Annotated in this window: 9 protein-coding genes; 7 read left to right on the forward strand and 2 right to left on the reverse strand. The window is 62.2% G+C overall.

What is annotated here, in order from left to right:
* Nucleotides 1-67 precede the first annotated feature (67 nt).
* A complete protein-coding gene (locus tag AAAX36_RS05960; protein ID WP_349074585.1) occupies nt 68-3,814 on the reverse strand; it encodes a phosphoribosylformylglycinamidine synthase in 3,747 nt (1,248 codons plus the stop codon).
* A 184-nt stretch (nt 3,815-3,998) separates the two neighbouring features.
* Here AAAX36_RS05960 and AAAX36_RS05965 point away from each other — a divergent pair, with 184 nt between their 5' ends.
* A complete protein-coding gene (locus AAAX36_RS05965) occupies nt 3,999-5,561 on the forward strand; it encodes a cation:proton antiporter (protein ID WP_349074588.1) in 1,563 nt (520 codons plus the stop codon).
* A gap of 273 nt (nt 5,562-5,834) precedes the next feature.
* Here the strand turns inward: AAAX36_RS05965 and AAAX36_RS05970 are convergent, their stop codons facing one another.
* Nucleotides 5,835-7,178, reverse strand: coding sequence for a homoserine dehydrogenase (locus AAAX36_RS05970; protein ID WP_349074590.1), 1,344 nt, complete (start codon nt 7,176-7,178; stop codon nt 5,835-5,837).
* A 250-nt stretch (nt 7,179-7,428) separates the two neighbouring features.
* Between AAAX36_RS05970 and AAAX36_RS05975 the strand changes: the two genes are divergently transcribed.
* The 6 genes from AAAX36_RS05975 (at nt 7,429) to AAAX36_RS06000 (ending at nt 13,727) form a co-directional block, all read left to right on the forward strand.
* A complete protein-coding gene (locus AAAX36_RS05975) occupies nt 7,429-8,595 on the forward strand; it encodes an ABC transporter substrate-binding protein (RefSeq protein WP_349074592.1) in 1,167 nt (388 codons plus the stop codon).
* A 270-nt stretch (nt 8,596-8,865) separates the two neighbouring features.
* Complete coding sequence (locus AAAX36_RS05980; protein ID WP_148332588.1) at nt 8,866-10,053, forward strand: ABC transporter substrate-binding protein; 1,188 nt, start codon at nt 8,866-8,868, stop codon at nt 10,051-10,053.
* Nucleotides 10,054-10,192: 139 nt separating this feature from the next.
* Nucleotides 10,193-11,074 (forward strand): branched-chain amino acid ABC transporter permease, encoded by an 882-nt coding sequence (locus AAAX36_RS05985; protein ID WP_040358647.1) that lies wholly within the window; start codon nt 10,193-10,195, stop codon nt 11,072-11,074.
* A 9-nt stretch (nt 11,075-11,083) separates the two neighbouring features.
* Nucleotides 11,084-12,163 carry a branched-chain amino acid ABC transporter permease gene (locus AAAX36_RS05990; RefSeq protein WP_349074593.1) on the forward strand — a complete coding sequence of 360 codons (1,080 nt, stop codon included), beginning with the start codon at nt 11,084-11,086 and terminating at the stop codon, nt 12,161-12,163.
* Entirely contained in the window at nt 12,153-13,013 is an 861-nt protein-coding gene (locus AAAX36_RS05995) for an ABC transporter ATP-binding protein (RefSeq protein ID WP_006234439.1), read from the forward strand. The genes AAAX36_RS05990 and AAAX36_RS05995 overlap by 11 nt, the downstream gene beginning before the upstream one ends.
* A gap of 12 nt (nt 13,014-13,025) precedes the next feature.
* Nucleotides 13,026-13,727, forward strand: a complete 702-nt coding sequence (locus AAAX36_RS06000) for an ABC transporter ATP-binding protein (RefSeq protein ID WP_035137222.1) — start codon at nt 13,026-13,028, stop codon at nt 13,725-13,727.
* Nucleotides 13,728-13,749: the final 22 nt, after the last annotated feature.

Raw genomic sequence — 13,749 nt, forward strand, 5'->3', positions numbered from 1 at the left:
AACCCGCCACCGGATGTGTCGGTGGCGGGTGTTGTTACCCGAAGGGATTGTACCCGATGGGAAAGGTTTAGGCGAAGTAGGCTACGCCGCTCTCAAAGATCGGCATGAATTTGTCGCCGGGGACATGCTCGGGCACGTTGCGGTACAGGTTGTCGCCGCGACGCTCGGCATGGCCCATCTTGCCCAGGACGCGGCCGTCGGGGCTCGTGATGCCCTCGATGGCGAGTGCGGAGCCGTTGGGGTTGACGGAAAGATCCATGCTGGGCTTGCCGTCCTCGCCCACGTACTGCGTGGCGACCTGGCCGTTGGCGATCAGCTGGGCGAGTACCTTGTCGTTGGCGACAAAGCGGCCCTCGCCGTGGCTGATGGCGACGGTGTAGGGGTCGTCCAGGCTGCACTGCGACAGCCACGGGGACAAGTTGGACGAGATGCGGGTGCGCACCAGGCGGCTCTGATGGCGACCGATGGTGTTGAACGTCAGCGTGGGCGCATCGGGCGTGGCGTCGACGATGTCACCGTAGGGCACCAGGCCGAGCTTGATCAGGGCCTGGAAGCCGTTGCAGATGCCCAGCATCAGGCCATCGCGGGCCTTGAGCAGGTCACGGACTGCCTCGGTGACCTCGGGAGCGCGGAAGAACGCCGTGATGAACTTGGCAGAGCCGTCGGGCTCGTCGCCGCCCGAGAAGCCGCCGGGGATCATGACGATCTGGCTTGCGCGGATGCGGCGGGCAAGCTCGTGGGTGCTCTCGGCGACGGCCTCGGGCGTGAGGTTGTTGATCACGAAGGTGTCGGCCTCGGCACCGGCGGCACGGAAGGCGCGGGCGCTGTCGTACTCGCAGTTGTTGCCGGGGAACACGGGGATGATCACGCGCGGACGGGCAATCTTGGCGCCGCCGTACACGTGGATATCCTTGGCGCGGAAGTCGATGGTCTCGACCTCGGGGGTCTCGCCGGCGCTGCGGTAGGCGAAGACGCCCTCGATGCCGCTCTCCCAGGCTTCCTGGAGCTTGGCGAGCTCGATGACCTCGGAGCCGGTGTCGATGACATAGCCCTCGACGGTGGTACCCAGGGGCTCGACGACAACGCCGTCGGCGACCTCGGGTAGCTCGGCGTCCTCGGCGAGCTCGACGATAAAGCTGCCGTAGAGCGGGGTGAAGAGGCTCTCCACGTCCACGTCCTCGGCAAGCTCGATACCGATCTGGTTGCCGACGCACATCTTAAAAAGGCTCTCGGCGCCGCAGCCGTAGCCGGGCGTGGAGACGGCCAGGGCGTCGCCGGTAGCAGTGAGCGCCTCGACGGCGTCAAACGCGGCGAGCAGCTGCTGAGCATCGGGGCGGTAGTCCTCGCCGTAGGTGGCGGGGGCGATGCGGACGACGCGGTGCGTCAGGCCCTTGAACTCAGGGGAGACGGCGCGCGCCGCGCGGCCCACGGCCACAGCGAAGCTGATCAGAGTCGGCGGAACGTTGAGCTCGCCGGCCTCGTCCTCAAACGAGCCGCTCATGGAATCCTTGCCACCGATGGCGCCGGCACCCAGGTCGACTTGGGCCATGAGGGCGCCCAGGACGGCTGCCGTGGGCTTGCCCCAGCGCTCGGCCTCGGTGCGCAGACGCTCGAAGTACTCCTGGAAGGAGAGATAGGCGCGCTTGTGCTCAAAGCCGGCGGCAACGAGCTTGGCAATGGACTCGACCACGGACAGGTAGGCGCCCGCAAACTGGTCGGCCTCCATCAGATAGGGGTTGAAGCCCCATGCCATGGCACTCGCCGTGGTGGTCTCGCCGTCCACGGGGAACTTGGCGACCATGGCCGAGCTGGGGGTGAGCTGCGTCTTGCCGCCAAAGGGCATGAGCACGGTCGCGGCGCCGATGGTGGAGTCGAAGCGCTCGGAAAGACCCTTGTTGGAAGCGACGTTGAGGTCGGTGACGAGCGAGGTCATGCGCTCGGCGAGCGTGGTGCCGGCCCAGCTGGGCTGCCACACGCTACGGGCGCACACGTGGGCGACCTGGTGCTTGGGTGCGCCGTTGGAGTTGAGGAACTCGCGGGACAGGTCGACGATGGCGACGCCGTTCCAGGCCATGCGCATGCGCGGCTCGGCGGTAACCTCGGCGATAACGGTTGCCTCCAGGTTCTCCTCGGCGGCGTAGCCCATGAACTCCTCGACGTCACCGTCGGCGACGGCGCAAGCCATGCGCTCCTGGGACTCGGAAATGGCGAGCTCGGTGCCATCCAGGCCGTCGTACTTCTTGGTCACGGTGTCAAGGTCGACATACAGGCCGTCGGCAAGTTCACCCACGGCGACCGAGACGCCGCCGGCGCCAAAGTCGTTGCAGCGCTTGATCAGACGGCAGGCGTCGCCGCGGCGGAACAGACGCTGCAGCTTGCGCTCGACCGGGGCGTTGCCCTTCTGGACCTCGGCGCCCGAGGTCTCGATGGACTCGGTGTTCTGGGTCTTTGAGGAGCCGGTAGCGCCACCGATGCCGTCACGGCCGGTGCGGCCGCCCAGCAGGATGATCTTGTCGGTGGGGGCGGGGCACTCGCGACGAACGTGGTTTGCCGGGGTGGCGCCCACGACGGCGCCAACTTCCATGCGCTTGGCCATGTAACCGGGGTGATAGAGTTCATTAACCTGACCGGTGGCAAGGCCGATCTGGTTGCCGTAGCTGGAGTAGCCGGCGGCAGCGGTGGTCACGAGCTTGCGCTGCGGCAGCTTGCCCTCGAGCGTCTCGGAAACCGGGACGGTGGGGTCGCCGGCGCCGGTGACGCGCATGGCCTGGTACACATAGCTGCGGCCCGAGAGCGGGTCGCGGATAGCGCCGCCCACGCAGGTGGCGGCACCGCCGAAGGGCTCGATCTCGGTCGGGTGGTTGTGGGTCTCGTTCTTAAACAGGAACAGCCAGTCCTGGTCCTCGCCGTCGACATCGACCTTCACCTTGACGGTGCAGGCGTTGATCTCCTCGGACTCGTCGACATCGGTCATGATGCCGGTCTTCTTAAGATACTTGGCGCCGATGGTGCCCATGTCCATGAGGCAGACGGGCTTGGCGTCGCGGCCGAGTTCGTGGCGCATCTCCATGTAGCGGTCGAAGGCTTGCTGCACCACGGCGTCGTCGATCGTCACGTCGTCCAGGACGGTGCCGAAGGTGGTGTGGCGGCAGTGATCGGACCAGTAGGTGTCGATCACGCGGATCTCGGTGATGGTGGGGTCGCGGTCCTCATCGCGGAAGTACTGCTGGCAGAAGGCGATGTCCGCCTCGTCCATGGCAAGGCCACGATCGGCGATAAAGGCGGCAAGGCCGGCCTCGTCGAGCTCGCGGAAGCCGTCGAGCACCTCGACGGGCTGGGGCTCGGGGGTCTCCATGTACAGCGTCTCGGGCAGGTCGAGCGAGGCGATGCGCGCCTCGACGGGGTTCACCACGTAGTGCTTGATGGCCTCGATGGCGGCTTCGTCCAGAGCGCCCGAGATGATATAGACCTTGGCGGAGCGCACGGCGGGGCGCTCGCCCTGGCTGATGAGCTGCACGCACTCGCTGGCGGAGTCGGCGCGCTGGTCAAACTGGCCAGGCAGGAATTCGACGGCAAAGACGGCGCCATCGCTTGCGGGGAGCTCGTCGTAGGTCACATCGACCTGGGGCTCGCTAAAGACGGTCGGCACGCAGGAGCGGAAAAGCTCCTCGTCGATGCCCTCGACGTCGTAGCGGTTGATGATCCTCAGGGCCTCGATGCCCTTGATGCCGAGAATTTCGGTCAGCTCGCCCTTGAGCTGCTGAGCCTCGACGTCGAACCCGGGTTTCTTCTCCACGTAGATACGAGAGACCATTGGTTCCTGCCTTCCTGATCGGTTGGGCGTACGGTACGGTATGCGGCAGCGGTCGGTTTGCGGGGTCTGCCTTGCGGTCGCCTTGAGCCACATGTTTGTAAACCTCACTATGATACGACAGCTCGCGGCGCGTTGAGGACGGCGAGGGTGCTACAGTGAAGCGCAAACAAGAGAAAGGCATCACATGGCATTCGTTTCGCTCGCCATCATCGCACTCGTGGCCTTTGCGAGTCCTTTTATCGCCTCGGCGATTCCCGGAAAACCCGTTCCCGAGACGGTCTTTTTGCTCGTGCTCGGCGCGGTGCTGGGACCCCATATGCTCGGCGTCATCCATGTAGATGCTGAGGTCTCGCTTGTGTCCGAGCTGGGCCTGGCCTTCTTGTTCCTGCTTGCCGGCTTTGAGATCGACCCCAAGAGCATCACGGGCGTCGAGGGGCGCTACGGCTTGGCGACGTGGGTCGTCACGTTTGGTATCGCCTGGCTTGCCGTGCGCTTTACCCCGTGGTTCTCAGTCAGTCATTTCGACGGTATCGCCGTGACGCTTGCCCTCACTTCGACGGCGCTCGGCACGCTCGTGCCCATCATGCGTGAGCGCTCGCTCACTGGCACGCGTGTGGGCGACTCGATTCTCGCGTATGGCACCTGGGGTGAGCTCGGCCCTGTGCTCGCCATGTCGGTGCTGCTGTCTGCCCGCACTGGCATCCAAACGCTCGTAATCCTTGGCTTGTTTGCGGTGGTTTGCGTGTTGCTGGCTGTGGTCCCAAGCCGCTCCAAGCGTGTCGGCAGCCGCTTCTTTGCGTTTGTCGAGGAACGCGCCGATACCACGTCGCAGACCTTCGTGCGCCTGACGGTGCTCATCCTGGTCACGCTCGTGGCGTTCTCGGCCATCTTTGACCTCGACATCGTGTTGGGTTCTTTTGCCGCCGGCTTTGTCCTGCGCTATATCATCCCCGAGGGCAACCATACGCTCGAGACCAAGCTCGACGGCCTGGCCTACGGCTTTTTGATTCCGGTGTTCTTTACCGTATCGGGCGCAAAGATCGACCTGACGGCCGTGGCGTCGCGCCCGGGCTTGCTCGCGGGTTTTATCGTGGCGTTGCTGATTATTCGTGCCGTGCCCATTCTCATCTCTATGGGCATTTGTCCCGCGACGCGCGATGTGTCGGCGTATGGCCGCATTACCGTGGCCCTGTACTGCACCACGGCCCTGCCGATCATCGTTGCCGTGACAAGCGTTGCCGTCAACGCGGGTGCGCTGTCGCAAGATATTGCGTCGGTCATGGTTGCCGCTGGTGCCATCACGGTGTTCTTGATGCCATTGCTCGCGCAGCTCTTCTACCGCGTGGTCGACGCCGCGCCGGTTGCCGCCGTGGCAGAAGTTGCCGAGCATCCATCCGATGCGCTCGACATCCTGCGTGCTCATCACGATTTGGCAAGCCTGCTCGCACGCGAGCACGAGTTGCTGACATCGCATGGCCATGGTCGCGTATTTGAGGGCCTGCCTACGCTCGATACGATTGCCGAGCGTCTTTCCGCTGAGGCGGCGAGCGGCCATATCGATGCCCGTATTGTGGACGCGGCACATCTTCTTGCCGATAAGACCTATGGAGACGAGGTCGACCCGTCCGAGCTGACTCCGCGCGAGCGTCGCCGCCTGGAGCGCGCTAAGCTCGCCGTGCGCGAATACCGCCGCCGCATGCTGGAGCTCTATGCGCGCGATGAAGCCCAGGACGACGACGGCAGGTAGCCGACACCGCCGCGGAAAATGAATCCCGGAATTGGCGTCCAGAGTGGGATGCACTTTCCGCGAGAGGCCCGTTGTGGAAAGTGCGTCCCAGAATCGGCGTCCAAAATGGGATGCAGTTTCCTCATGAGGGCTCTGGGGGGAAACGGCATCCCGTTCTGAGCTGAAATGCCGGGACGCAGTTTCCCTTACAAAACAGAAGAAGGCGCGCTGCCTGCGGTTGATGCAGGCAGCGCGCCTTTTGCGTTGAGCTTCGTTGAGGTTCGAAGTAGTGGACTAGTTCGCCATAACGCCTTCGGTCCAGGCCTCGACGTCCTCGATGCGCAGGACGTTGGCGACCTCGGCCACGCAGTCGACGCTGGCAAGCTCGGCGGCGGCAGCCTGGACGTCCTTCTCGAGCGCGCGGTGCGTCAGGAAGATGACCGAGCAGGCATCGCTGACGCCCGATTTGCCGTCCTCGACCTGGTTGATGAGCGAGATCGAGATGTTGTGCTTGGCAAAGATGTCGACCGTCTCGGACAGGGCGCCTACGCGGTCGGCGACCTTCAGGCGCACATAGTACTTGGTCTGGAGCTCGTCCATGGGCTTAAAGGCGAGGTTGTGACCATAGGGCTCAATCTCGGGCAGCGGAGCCACACCGCGGCTGATCTGCTCGGAGAGCGACAGGATATCGCCCACGACGGCGCTCGCGGTGGGGAAGGAGCCTGCGCCGGCACCGTAGAACATGGTCTCGCCCACGGCGTCGCCTACCACGTAGACAGCGTTCATGGCGCCGTTGACCTTGGCAAGCATGTGGTCGGCGGGGATCAGCGTGGGATGCACGCGGACGTCGACGCCGGCGTCGGTGTTGCGGGCGATGCCGAGCAGCTTAATGGTGTAGCCGAGTTCGCGTGCCTGGGCGATGTCCTCGGCGCCGATGGTACGGATGCCCTGCTGGTATACGTCGTCGGTGGTCACACGGGTGCCAAAGCCGATGGAGGCGAGGATCGCCGTTTTGCTGGCGGCGTCGAAGCCGTCGACGTCGGCGGACGGGTCGGCCTCGGCATAGCCCTTGGCCTGCGCGTCGGCGAGCACGTCGGCGTAATCGGCACCCTCGGCGTCCATGCGCGACAGGATGTAGTTGGTGGTACCGTTGAGAATACCGGCGATGGTCAGGATCTTGTTGCCCACCAGGTCGTGCTCAAGCGTGCTCACGATGGGGATGCCGCCGCCGCAGCTGGCCTCGCACTTAATCTGCACGCCGCACGCGCGTGCCTTCTCGGCAAGCGTCTCGACGTGACGGCCCAGTAGGGCCTTGTTGGCAGAGACGACGTGCTTGCCGTGCTCAAAGGCAGTGGTGAAGATCTCGGTTGCGGGGTGCTCGCCACCGATCAGCTCGACGACGATGTCGACGGCGGGGTCGGTGACGACGTCGCGCCAGTCACTCGTAAAGGCCTCGCGCTCAATGCCTGCCGCCTCGGCCTGCTCCCAAGCAAGCGCGCAGGCGCGGGTCAGCTTAAGGTCGATGCCGTAGGCTGCCAGGTACTCATCGTGGTGGCTCTTGATCAGACGGGCCACGCCGCCGCCGACGGTTCCCAGACCGATCAGACCGACGTTCACGGTGCGCAGGGGTTCGCTCATAGATAGCTCCTTCGTGCATCTTATGGATGGATTAACCGCTTAAAGGTTGAGTGCATTCTAGCGTGAACCGAGAGCGCGTGCTCGCTAGGCAACAGGAGTCGCACAAAACGGCACCCCCGAAACGCTGCGGAAACATTGGAAACATGCTCGCTACAAACGGAACTCCGTAACAAACTGTCAACGTTTGCGCCATAAGGTTTGCCCTGTACCGCAAGACGGCCGCACCGCGGCCAGCGAAAAGGGGGACACCATGTTTAGCATCAACAACGTACTTAACCGCAGGAGTTTCTTGGCTGGCGCCGCGGCGCTCGGTGGCACCGCGGCGCTCGCTGGTTGCTCGTCGGGTGGCTCGGACGGCGGCTCCGCCGATGACGGCAAGACCTTCAAGATCGGCGTCATCGGCCCTCTGACCGGCGCCGCGGCAACCTATGGCGTTTCGGCCGAGAAGGGTGCCAAGCTCGCCGCCAAGGATTTCTCGACCAAGGACCTCAAACTCTCGCTTAAGTCCGAGGATGACGTCGCTGACGGCGAGAAGGCTATCAACGCCTTCAATACCCTGTGTGACTGGGGCATGCAGGCGCTCGTCGGTCCGGTCACCACCGGTGCTGCCGTCGCCGTCTCGGGCGAGATCGCCGACGACATGCTCATGGTCACGCCCTCGGCCTCGTCTCTCGACGTCACCAAGGATAAGACCACGGTCTTTCAGGTTTGCTTCACCGATCCCACCATGGGCGCCAGCGCCGCGAAGTTCTTGGCCGAGAAGTACGCGGACGCCAAGATCGCCCTGTTCTACAACTCCGGCGATACGTACAGCTCGGGTGTTGCCGATGCCTTTGCCGAGCAGGCCAAGGAGTCCAAACTTGATATCGTCGATACCGAGACCTTTAAGGACGATTCCTCCACGAGCTTTACCAACCAGCTCACCAAGGCCAAGGAGGCCGGCGCCACGCTCATCTTTGCGCCGATCTACTACACGCCGGCGTCCGTTTTGCTCAAGAACGCCAAGGACATGGGCTACGACATGACCCTCATGGGTACCGACGGCATGGACGGCCTGCTCTCTGTGGAAGGCTTCGATACCTCTCTTGCCGAGGGCGTGCTGCTTATGACCCCGTTCTCTGCCGACAACGAGAAGAATGCCGACTTCGTCAAGGCATATAAGGACGTCTACGACGAGACGCCTAACCAGTTTGCCGCCGACGCCTACGATTGCGTCCACGCCATCGCCGAGGCCATCGACAAGGCAGACATCGACATTACGGCCGACGGCGCCGACATTGCCGGCGACCTTGCCAAGGCCATGCGCAAGATCAAGATCGACGGCCTGACCGGCGAGCTAACGTGGAATGACGAAGGTCAGGTCGAAAAGCCTGCTACGGCCTATGTGATTCAGGACGGTAAGTACATCGCCGCCTAAGTGCATATACATCGAGACCGGCGGGCCGTTTTATTCAGGGCAAGGACGCCTGTAACAGAACGGAAACATTACTTTCACACAATAAAGTGGCTAAACTGCATAAATCGACAGGAATACGCAGAATTATGGATAAATGAACAAATCCAAAGAAAAGTTGAAATAATCGCCACTTTCCTTAACTAAAGCGTCTAGTATTTTGCGAACGCCGAGCACGGCGAAGGATGGCCTGTCGGGTAACCGAAACCCGACGAGATTTGAGAGGAGAGCCGCATGTCGAGCCTCACCGGTAAGTCATTGAACCCTGTTATGAATCGCAGGAGCGTTATCGCGAGCGCAGCAGGTCTGGGGGCGATGTCCATTCTAGCTGGTTGCTCCTCCAACGGCGGCGACAGCGGTTCCGCTTCGAGCGACGCTTCGTTTAAGATCGGTACCATCGGCCCGCTGACCGGCGCCAACGCGTCCTACGGCAAGTCCGTTACCCAGGGTGTCGAGCTTGGCTGCAAGGATTTCTCGACCAAGGAGCTGCCGCTTGCCAGCAAGGCCGAGGATGACCAGGCCGACGGCGAGAAGGCCGTCAACGCCTTCAACACCCTGCTCGACTGGGGCATGCAGGCTCTCGTCGGCCCGACCACCACGGGTGCGTCGGTTGCCGTTGCCGCCGAGTGCGGTAACGACCCCAAGACGTTCATGATCACCCCGTCCGCGTCCTCCGAGGACGTCACCGACGGCAAAGATTGCGTCTTCCAGGTTTGCTTCACCGACCCCAACCAGGGTGTCAACGCTGCCAAGTTCCTGGCGCAGAAGTATGCGGACGAGAAGTTCGTGCTGTTCTATAACTCCGGCGACGCCTATTCTTCGGGCATCGCAGATTCCTTTAAGGCCCAGGCCGCTGAGTCCAAGCTCGAGATTGTTGACGAGGAGACCTTTAAGGACGACTCCGCCACGAGCTTTACCAACCAGCTGACCAAGGCCAAGCAGGCCGGCGCCACCATGATCTTTGCGCCGATCTACTACACGCCGGCGTCCGTCCTGCTCAAGAACGCCAAGGACATGGGCTACGACGTCAAGATGATGGGCTGCGACGGCATGGACGGCATCCTGGGCGTTGAGGGCTTCGATACCTCTCTTGCCGAGGGCCTGCTGCTCATGACCCCGTTCTCCGCCGACGACGAGAAGAACGCCGACTTCGTCAACGCTTACAAGGATAAGTACGGCGATACCCCCGACCAGTTTGCCGCCGACGCCTACGACGGCGTGCACGCGGTGGCCGAGGCCGTCAAGGAGGCCGGTCTTGGTGTCGACGCCGATCCGACCGAGGCCGCCGAGAAGCTGTCCAAGGCTATGCTCAAGATTACCGTTGACGGTCTGACCGGCAAGCTCACCTGGAACGATAAGGGCCAGGTCCAGAAGGAGCCCACGGCGTACGTCATCACCGACGGCAAGTACGTACAGGCCTAATTGGCCGCCTTACATAGAGCGGTTTTGATCCCAAGCAGGGGAGGTTTTGGCCTTCCCTGCTTGCTTGGTATCTAGGGACAGTGTAACGTCCCTGTTTCATACATTAACTGGAAACCTATTCGAAAGGGGGATGTGGAACATGACGGTCTTTATCCAATACCTGGTCAACGGCCTGTCCATGGGCAGCGTCTACGCCATCATCGCGTTGGGCTACACCATGGTCTACGGTATCGCCAAGATGCTCAACTTCGCTCACGGCGATGTCATCATGGTCGGTGCCTATGTCTCGTTCTGCGCCACGTCGTATCTCGGCCTCCCGGGCTGGGCATCTGTAGTTCTCTCTTGTGTGGTCTGCACGGTTCTCGGTGTTCTCATTGAGGGTCTGGCCTATAAGCCGCTGCGCCAAGCAGGCCCACTGGCCGTTCTGATCACGGCCATCGGCGTGTCTTACTTCCTGCAGAACGCCGCGCAGCTTCTGTGGGGCGCCACGCCCAAGAACTTCACTTCGCTCGTCACCTTCCCGGTGCCGGAGTTCTTGGCCAAGTTTAACGTAAGCGCCGTCTCGCTCGTCACTATCGTCGCCTGCCTGGTTATCATGGCCGGCCTGATGTTCTTTACAGGTAAGACCAAGATGGGCAAGGCCATGCGCGCTGTGTCCGAGGACAAGGCCGCCGCTCAGCTCATGGGCATCAACGTCAACCGCACCATCTCGATGACGTTCGCCATCGGCTCCGCCCTTGCCGCCATCGCCGGCGTGCTCCTGTGCTCCTACTCGCCGGTGTTGCAGCCCACCACGGGCGCCATGCCTGGCATCAAGGCCTTCGACGCTGCCGTTTTCGGCGGCATCGGCTCCATCCCCGGTGCCTTTGTCGGCGGTATTCTCATCGGCATCATCGAGGCGATGGCGCAGGCTTACATTTCCACGAGCCTTGCCAACTCCATCGTCTTTGGTGTTTTGATCATCGTCCTGCTCGTCAAGCCTGCCGGCCTCTTGGGCAAGTACGTCCCCGAGAAGGTGTAGGTGAGCGTTATGAAGTTTCTTAAAGACAAGCAGACGCGTCACGACTTTGTCACGTACGCCATGTGCGTTGTGGCGTTCGCCATCGTGTTCTTTATGCAGTCCAACCACATGATCCCGCGCATGATCGCCGGTCAGCTGGTTCCCATCACGGCCTATATCGTCATGGCCATCTCCCTTAACCTCGTCGTCGGCATCGCGGGCGACTTGTCGCTGGGCCACGCGGGCTTTATGAGCGTCGGTGCCTATACGGGCATCGTCACTGCCGTCGCGCTGGAGAGCACCGTTCCGTCCGATCCGATGCGTCTGATCATCAGCATTGTGGTCGGCGCTATCGCCGCTGGCATCTTGGGCTTCTTGATCGGCATCCCGGTCCTGCGCCTGAGCGGCGACTATCTGGCCATCGTGACCCTGGCTTTTGGCGAGATCATCAAAGAGGTCGTCACCTGCCTCATTGTGGGCGTCGATTCCCGCGGCCTGCATGTGATCTTTAACATCACGGGTAACTCCACGATCGACGACCTGCACCTGCTCGAGGACGGCACCGCCATCATCAAGGGCGCGCAGGGCGCATCGGGCGTGTCGACCTATTCGACCTTCCTTGCCGGCGCAATCCTGGTTATGGTCGCGCTCGTGATTGTGCTCAACCTGGTTCGCAGCCGTACCGGTCGTGCCATTATTGCCGTGCGCGACAACAAGATCGCTGCCGAGTCTGTGGGCATCTCCGTCACCCAGTACCGCATGATCGCCTTCGTGGTTTCCGCTGCCCTCGCCGGCGCTGCCGGAGCTCTCTTCGGCGGTAACTTCTCGCAGCTTTCCGCCACTAAGTTCGACTTCAATACGTCCATCCTCATTCTGGTGTTCGTGGTCCTCGGCGGCCTGGGCAATATGCGCGGCTCCGTTATCGCCGCGGCGCTGCTCACGGTGCTCCCCGAGCTGCTCCGTCAGTTCTCGGACTACCGCATGCTCATCTACGCCATCGTGTTGATTCTGGTCATGGTCTTTACTAACAACCCACAGCTCAAGGCGTTCTTCGCACGCATTAAGGACCGCTTTGCTTCCAAGAAGGAGGTGGCAGCCGATGCCCAGTAAGTTTGAGTTCAACAAGGGCAAGATGGTCCCGTATCCTTCTGGCGCCATCGTTCCCGACCGCGACCTGGGCCAGCGCCCGGCGCTCGAGTGCATTCACCTGGGCATTGAATTCGGCGGCCTTAAGGCGGTCGACGACTTTAGCCTAACCATCGGCAAGACCGAGATTGCCGGTCTCATCGGCCCCAACGGTGCCGGCAAGACCACGGTCTTCAACCTGCTCACCAAGGTGTACCAGCCTACGCACGGCACCATCCTGCTCGACGGTGAGGACACTTCGGGCAAGTCGGTCTACCAGGTCAACCGCATGGGTATTGCCCGTACGTTCCAGAACATCCGTCTGTTCAACACCATGACGGTGGAGGACAACGTTAAGGTCGGCCTGCACAACCAGGAGCGCTACTCCGGCTTTGAGGGCGTGCTGCGCCTGCCGACGTATTGGAAGCACGAGAAGGCCGCCCACGAGCGCGCCATGGAGCTGCTGTCCATTTTTGACATGGAGCACCTGGCAAATGAACAGGCCGGCTCGCTTCCTTACGGCGCTCAGCGCCGTCTGGAAATCGTCCGCGCGCTTGCCACTAACCCCAAGCTGCTGCTGCTCGACGAGCCTGCCGCCGGCATGAACCCGTCCGAGACCGCAGAGCTCATGGCGAACATCGTCAAGATTCGCGACACCTTCGGCATCGCCATCATGCTTATCGAGCATGATATGTCGCTCGTTATGAACATCTGCGAGGGCATCTGCGTGCTCAACTTTGGCAAGGTCATTGCCAAGGGTACGGCCGAGGAGATCCAGAACAACGACGCCGTTATCGAGGCATATCTGGGCAAGCAGGATAAGGGGGAGAACTAAATGGCAGAGCCGATGCTTTCCGTCTACAACATCAACGTCTGGTACGGCGCCATCCACGCCATCAAGGACATCTCCTTTAACGTCAACGAGGGCGAGATCGTGGCCTTGATTGGTGCCAACGGCGCCGGCAAGTCCACGACGCTTAAGACCGTCTCGGGCCTGCTGCGTTCCAAGACCGGCTCCATCAAGTTTATGGGCGAGGACATTACCCATACGCCTGCCGACAAGCTAGTGGGCAAGGGCCTGGCTCAGGTTCCCGAGGGCCGTCGCGCCTTTTTGCAGATGACGGTCGAGGAGAACCTGGAAATGGGTGCCTATACGCAGCCCAAGTCCACGGTGGCTCCGGGCCTCGAGCGCGTCTACGAGCAGTTCCCGCGCCTAAAGGAGCGCCGTCGCCAGGTCGCCGGCACCCTTTCGGGCGGCGAGCAGCAGATGCTCGTTATGGGCCGCGCCCTTATGAGCAACCCTAAGCTGCTCATGCTCGATGAGCCCTCCATGGGTCTGGCGCCGATTCTGATTGAGCAGATCTTCCAGATCGTCGAGGACCTGCACAAGGCCGGCACCACGGTGCTTCTGGTCGAGCAGAACGCGCAGATGGCACTTTCCATCGCTACACGCGGCTATGTACTCGAGACCGGCAAGATCACCATGACCGGCACCGGTCAAGAGCTGCTGCACGACGATAACGTCCGCAAGGCCTATCTGGGCGGTTAATCCATTCAACAAAGGGGGCGCT

The organism is Collinsella sp. CLA-ER-H10 (genome assembly GCF_040092475.1).
Classification (GTDB): Bacteria; Actinomycetota; Coriobacteriia; order Coriobacteriales; family Coriobacteriaceae; genus Collinsella.

What these genes read in the sequence shown, in the direction of transcription:
- AAAX36_RS05960 (WP_349074585.1), bottom strand. Translation starts at nt 3,814, where the DNA reads ATGGTCTCTCGTATCTACGTGGAGAAGAAACCCGGGTTCGACGTCGAG.
- AAAX36_RS05980 (WP_148332588.1), top strand. Translation starts at nt 8,866, where the DNA reads ATGTCGAGCCTCACCGGTAAGTCATTGAACCCTGTTATGAATCGCAGG.
- AAAX36_RS06000 (WP_035137222.1), top strand. Translation starts at nt 13,026, where the DNA reads ATGCTTTCCGTCTACAACATCAACGTCTGGTACGGCGCCATCCACGCC.
- AAAX36_RS05970 (WP_349074590.1), bottom strand. Translation starts at nt 7,178, where the DNA reads ATGAGCGAACCCCTGCGCACCGTGAACGTCGGTCTGATCGGTCTGGGA.
- AAAX36_RS05975 (WP_349074592.1), top strand. Translation starts at nt 7,429, where the DNA reads ATGTTTAGCATCAACAACGTACTTAACCGCAGGAGTTTCTTGGCTGGC.
- AAAX36_RS05965 (WP_349074588.1), top strand. Translation starts at nt 3,999, where the DNA reads ATGGCATTCGTTTCGCTCGCCATCATCGCACTCGTGGCCTTTGCGAGT.
- AAAX36_RS05995 (WP_006234439.1), top strand. Translation starts at nt 12,153, where the DNA reads ATGCCCAGTAAGTTTGAGTTCAACAAGGGCAAGATGGTCCCGTATCCT.
- AAAX36_RS05990 (WP_349074593.1), top strand. Translation starts at nt 11,084, where the DNA reads ATGAAGTTTCTTAAAGACAAGCAGACGCGTCACGACTTTGTCACGTAC.
- AAAX36_RS05985 (WP_040358647.1), top strand. Translation starts at nt 10,193, where the DNA reads ATGACGGTCTTTATCCAATACCTGGTCAACGGCCTGTCCATGGGCAGC.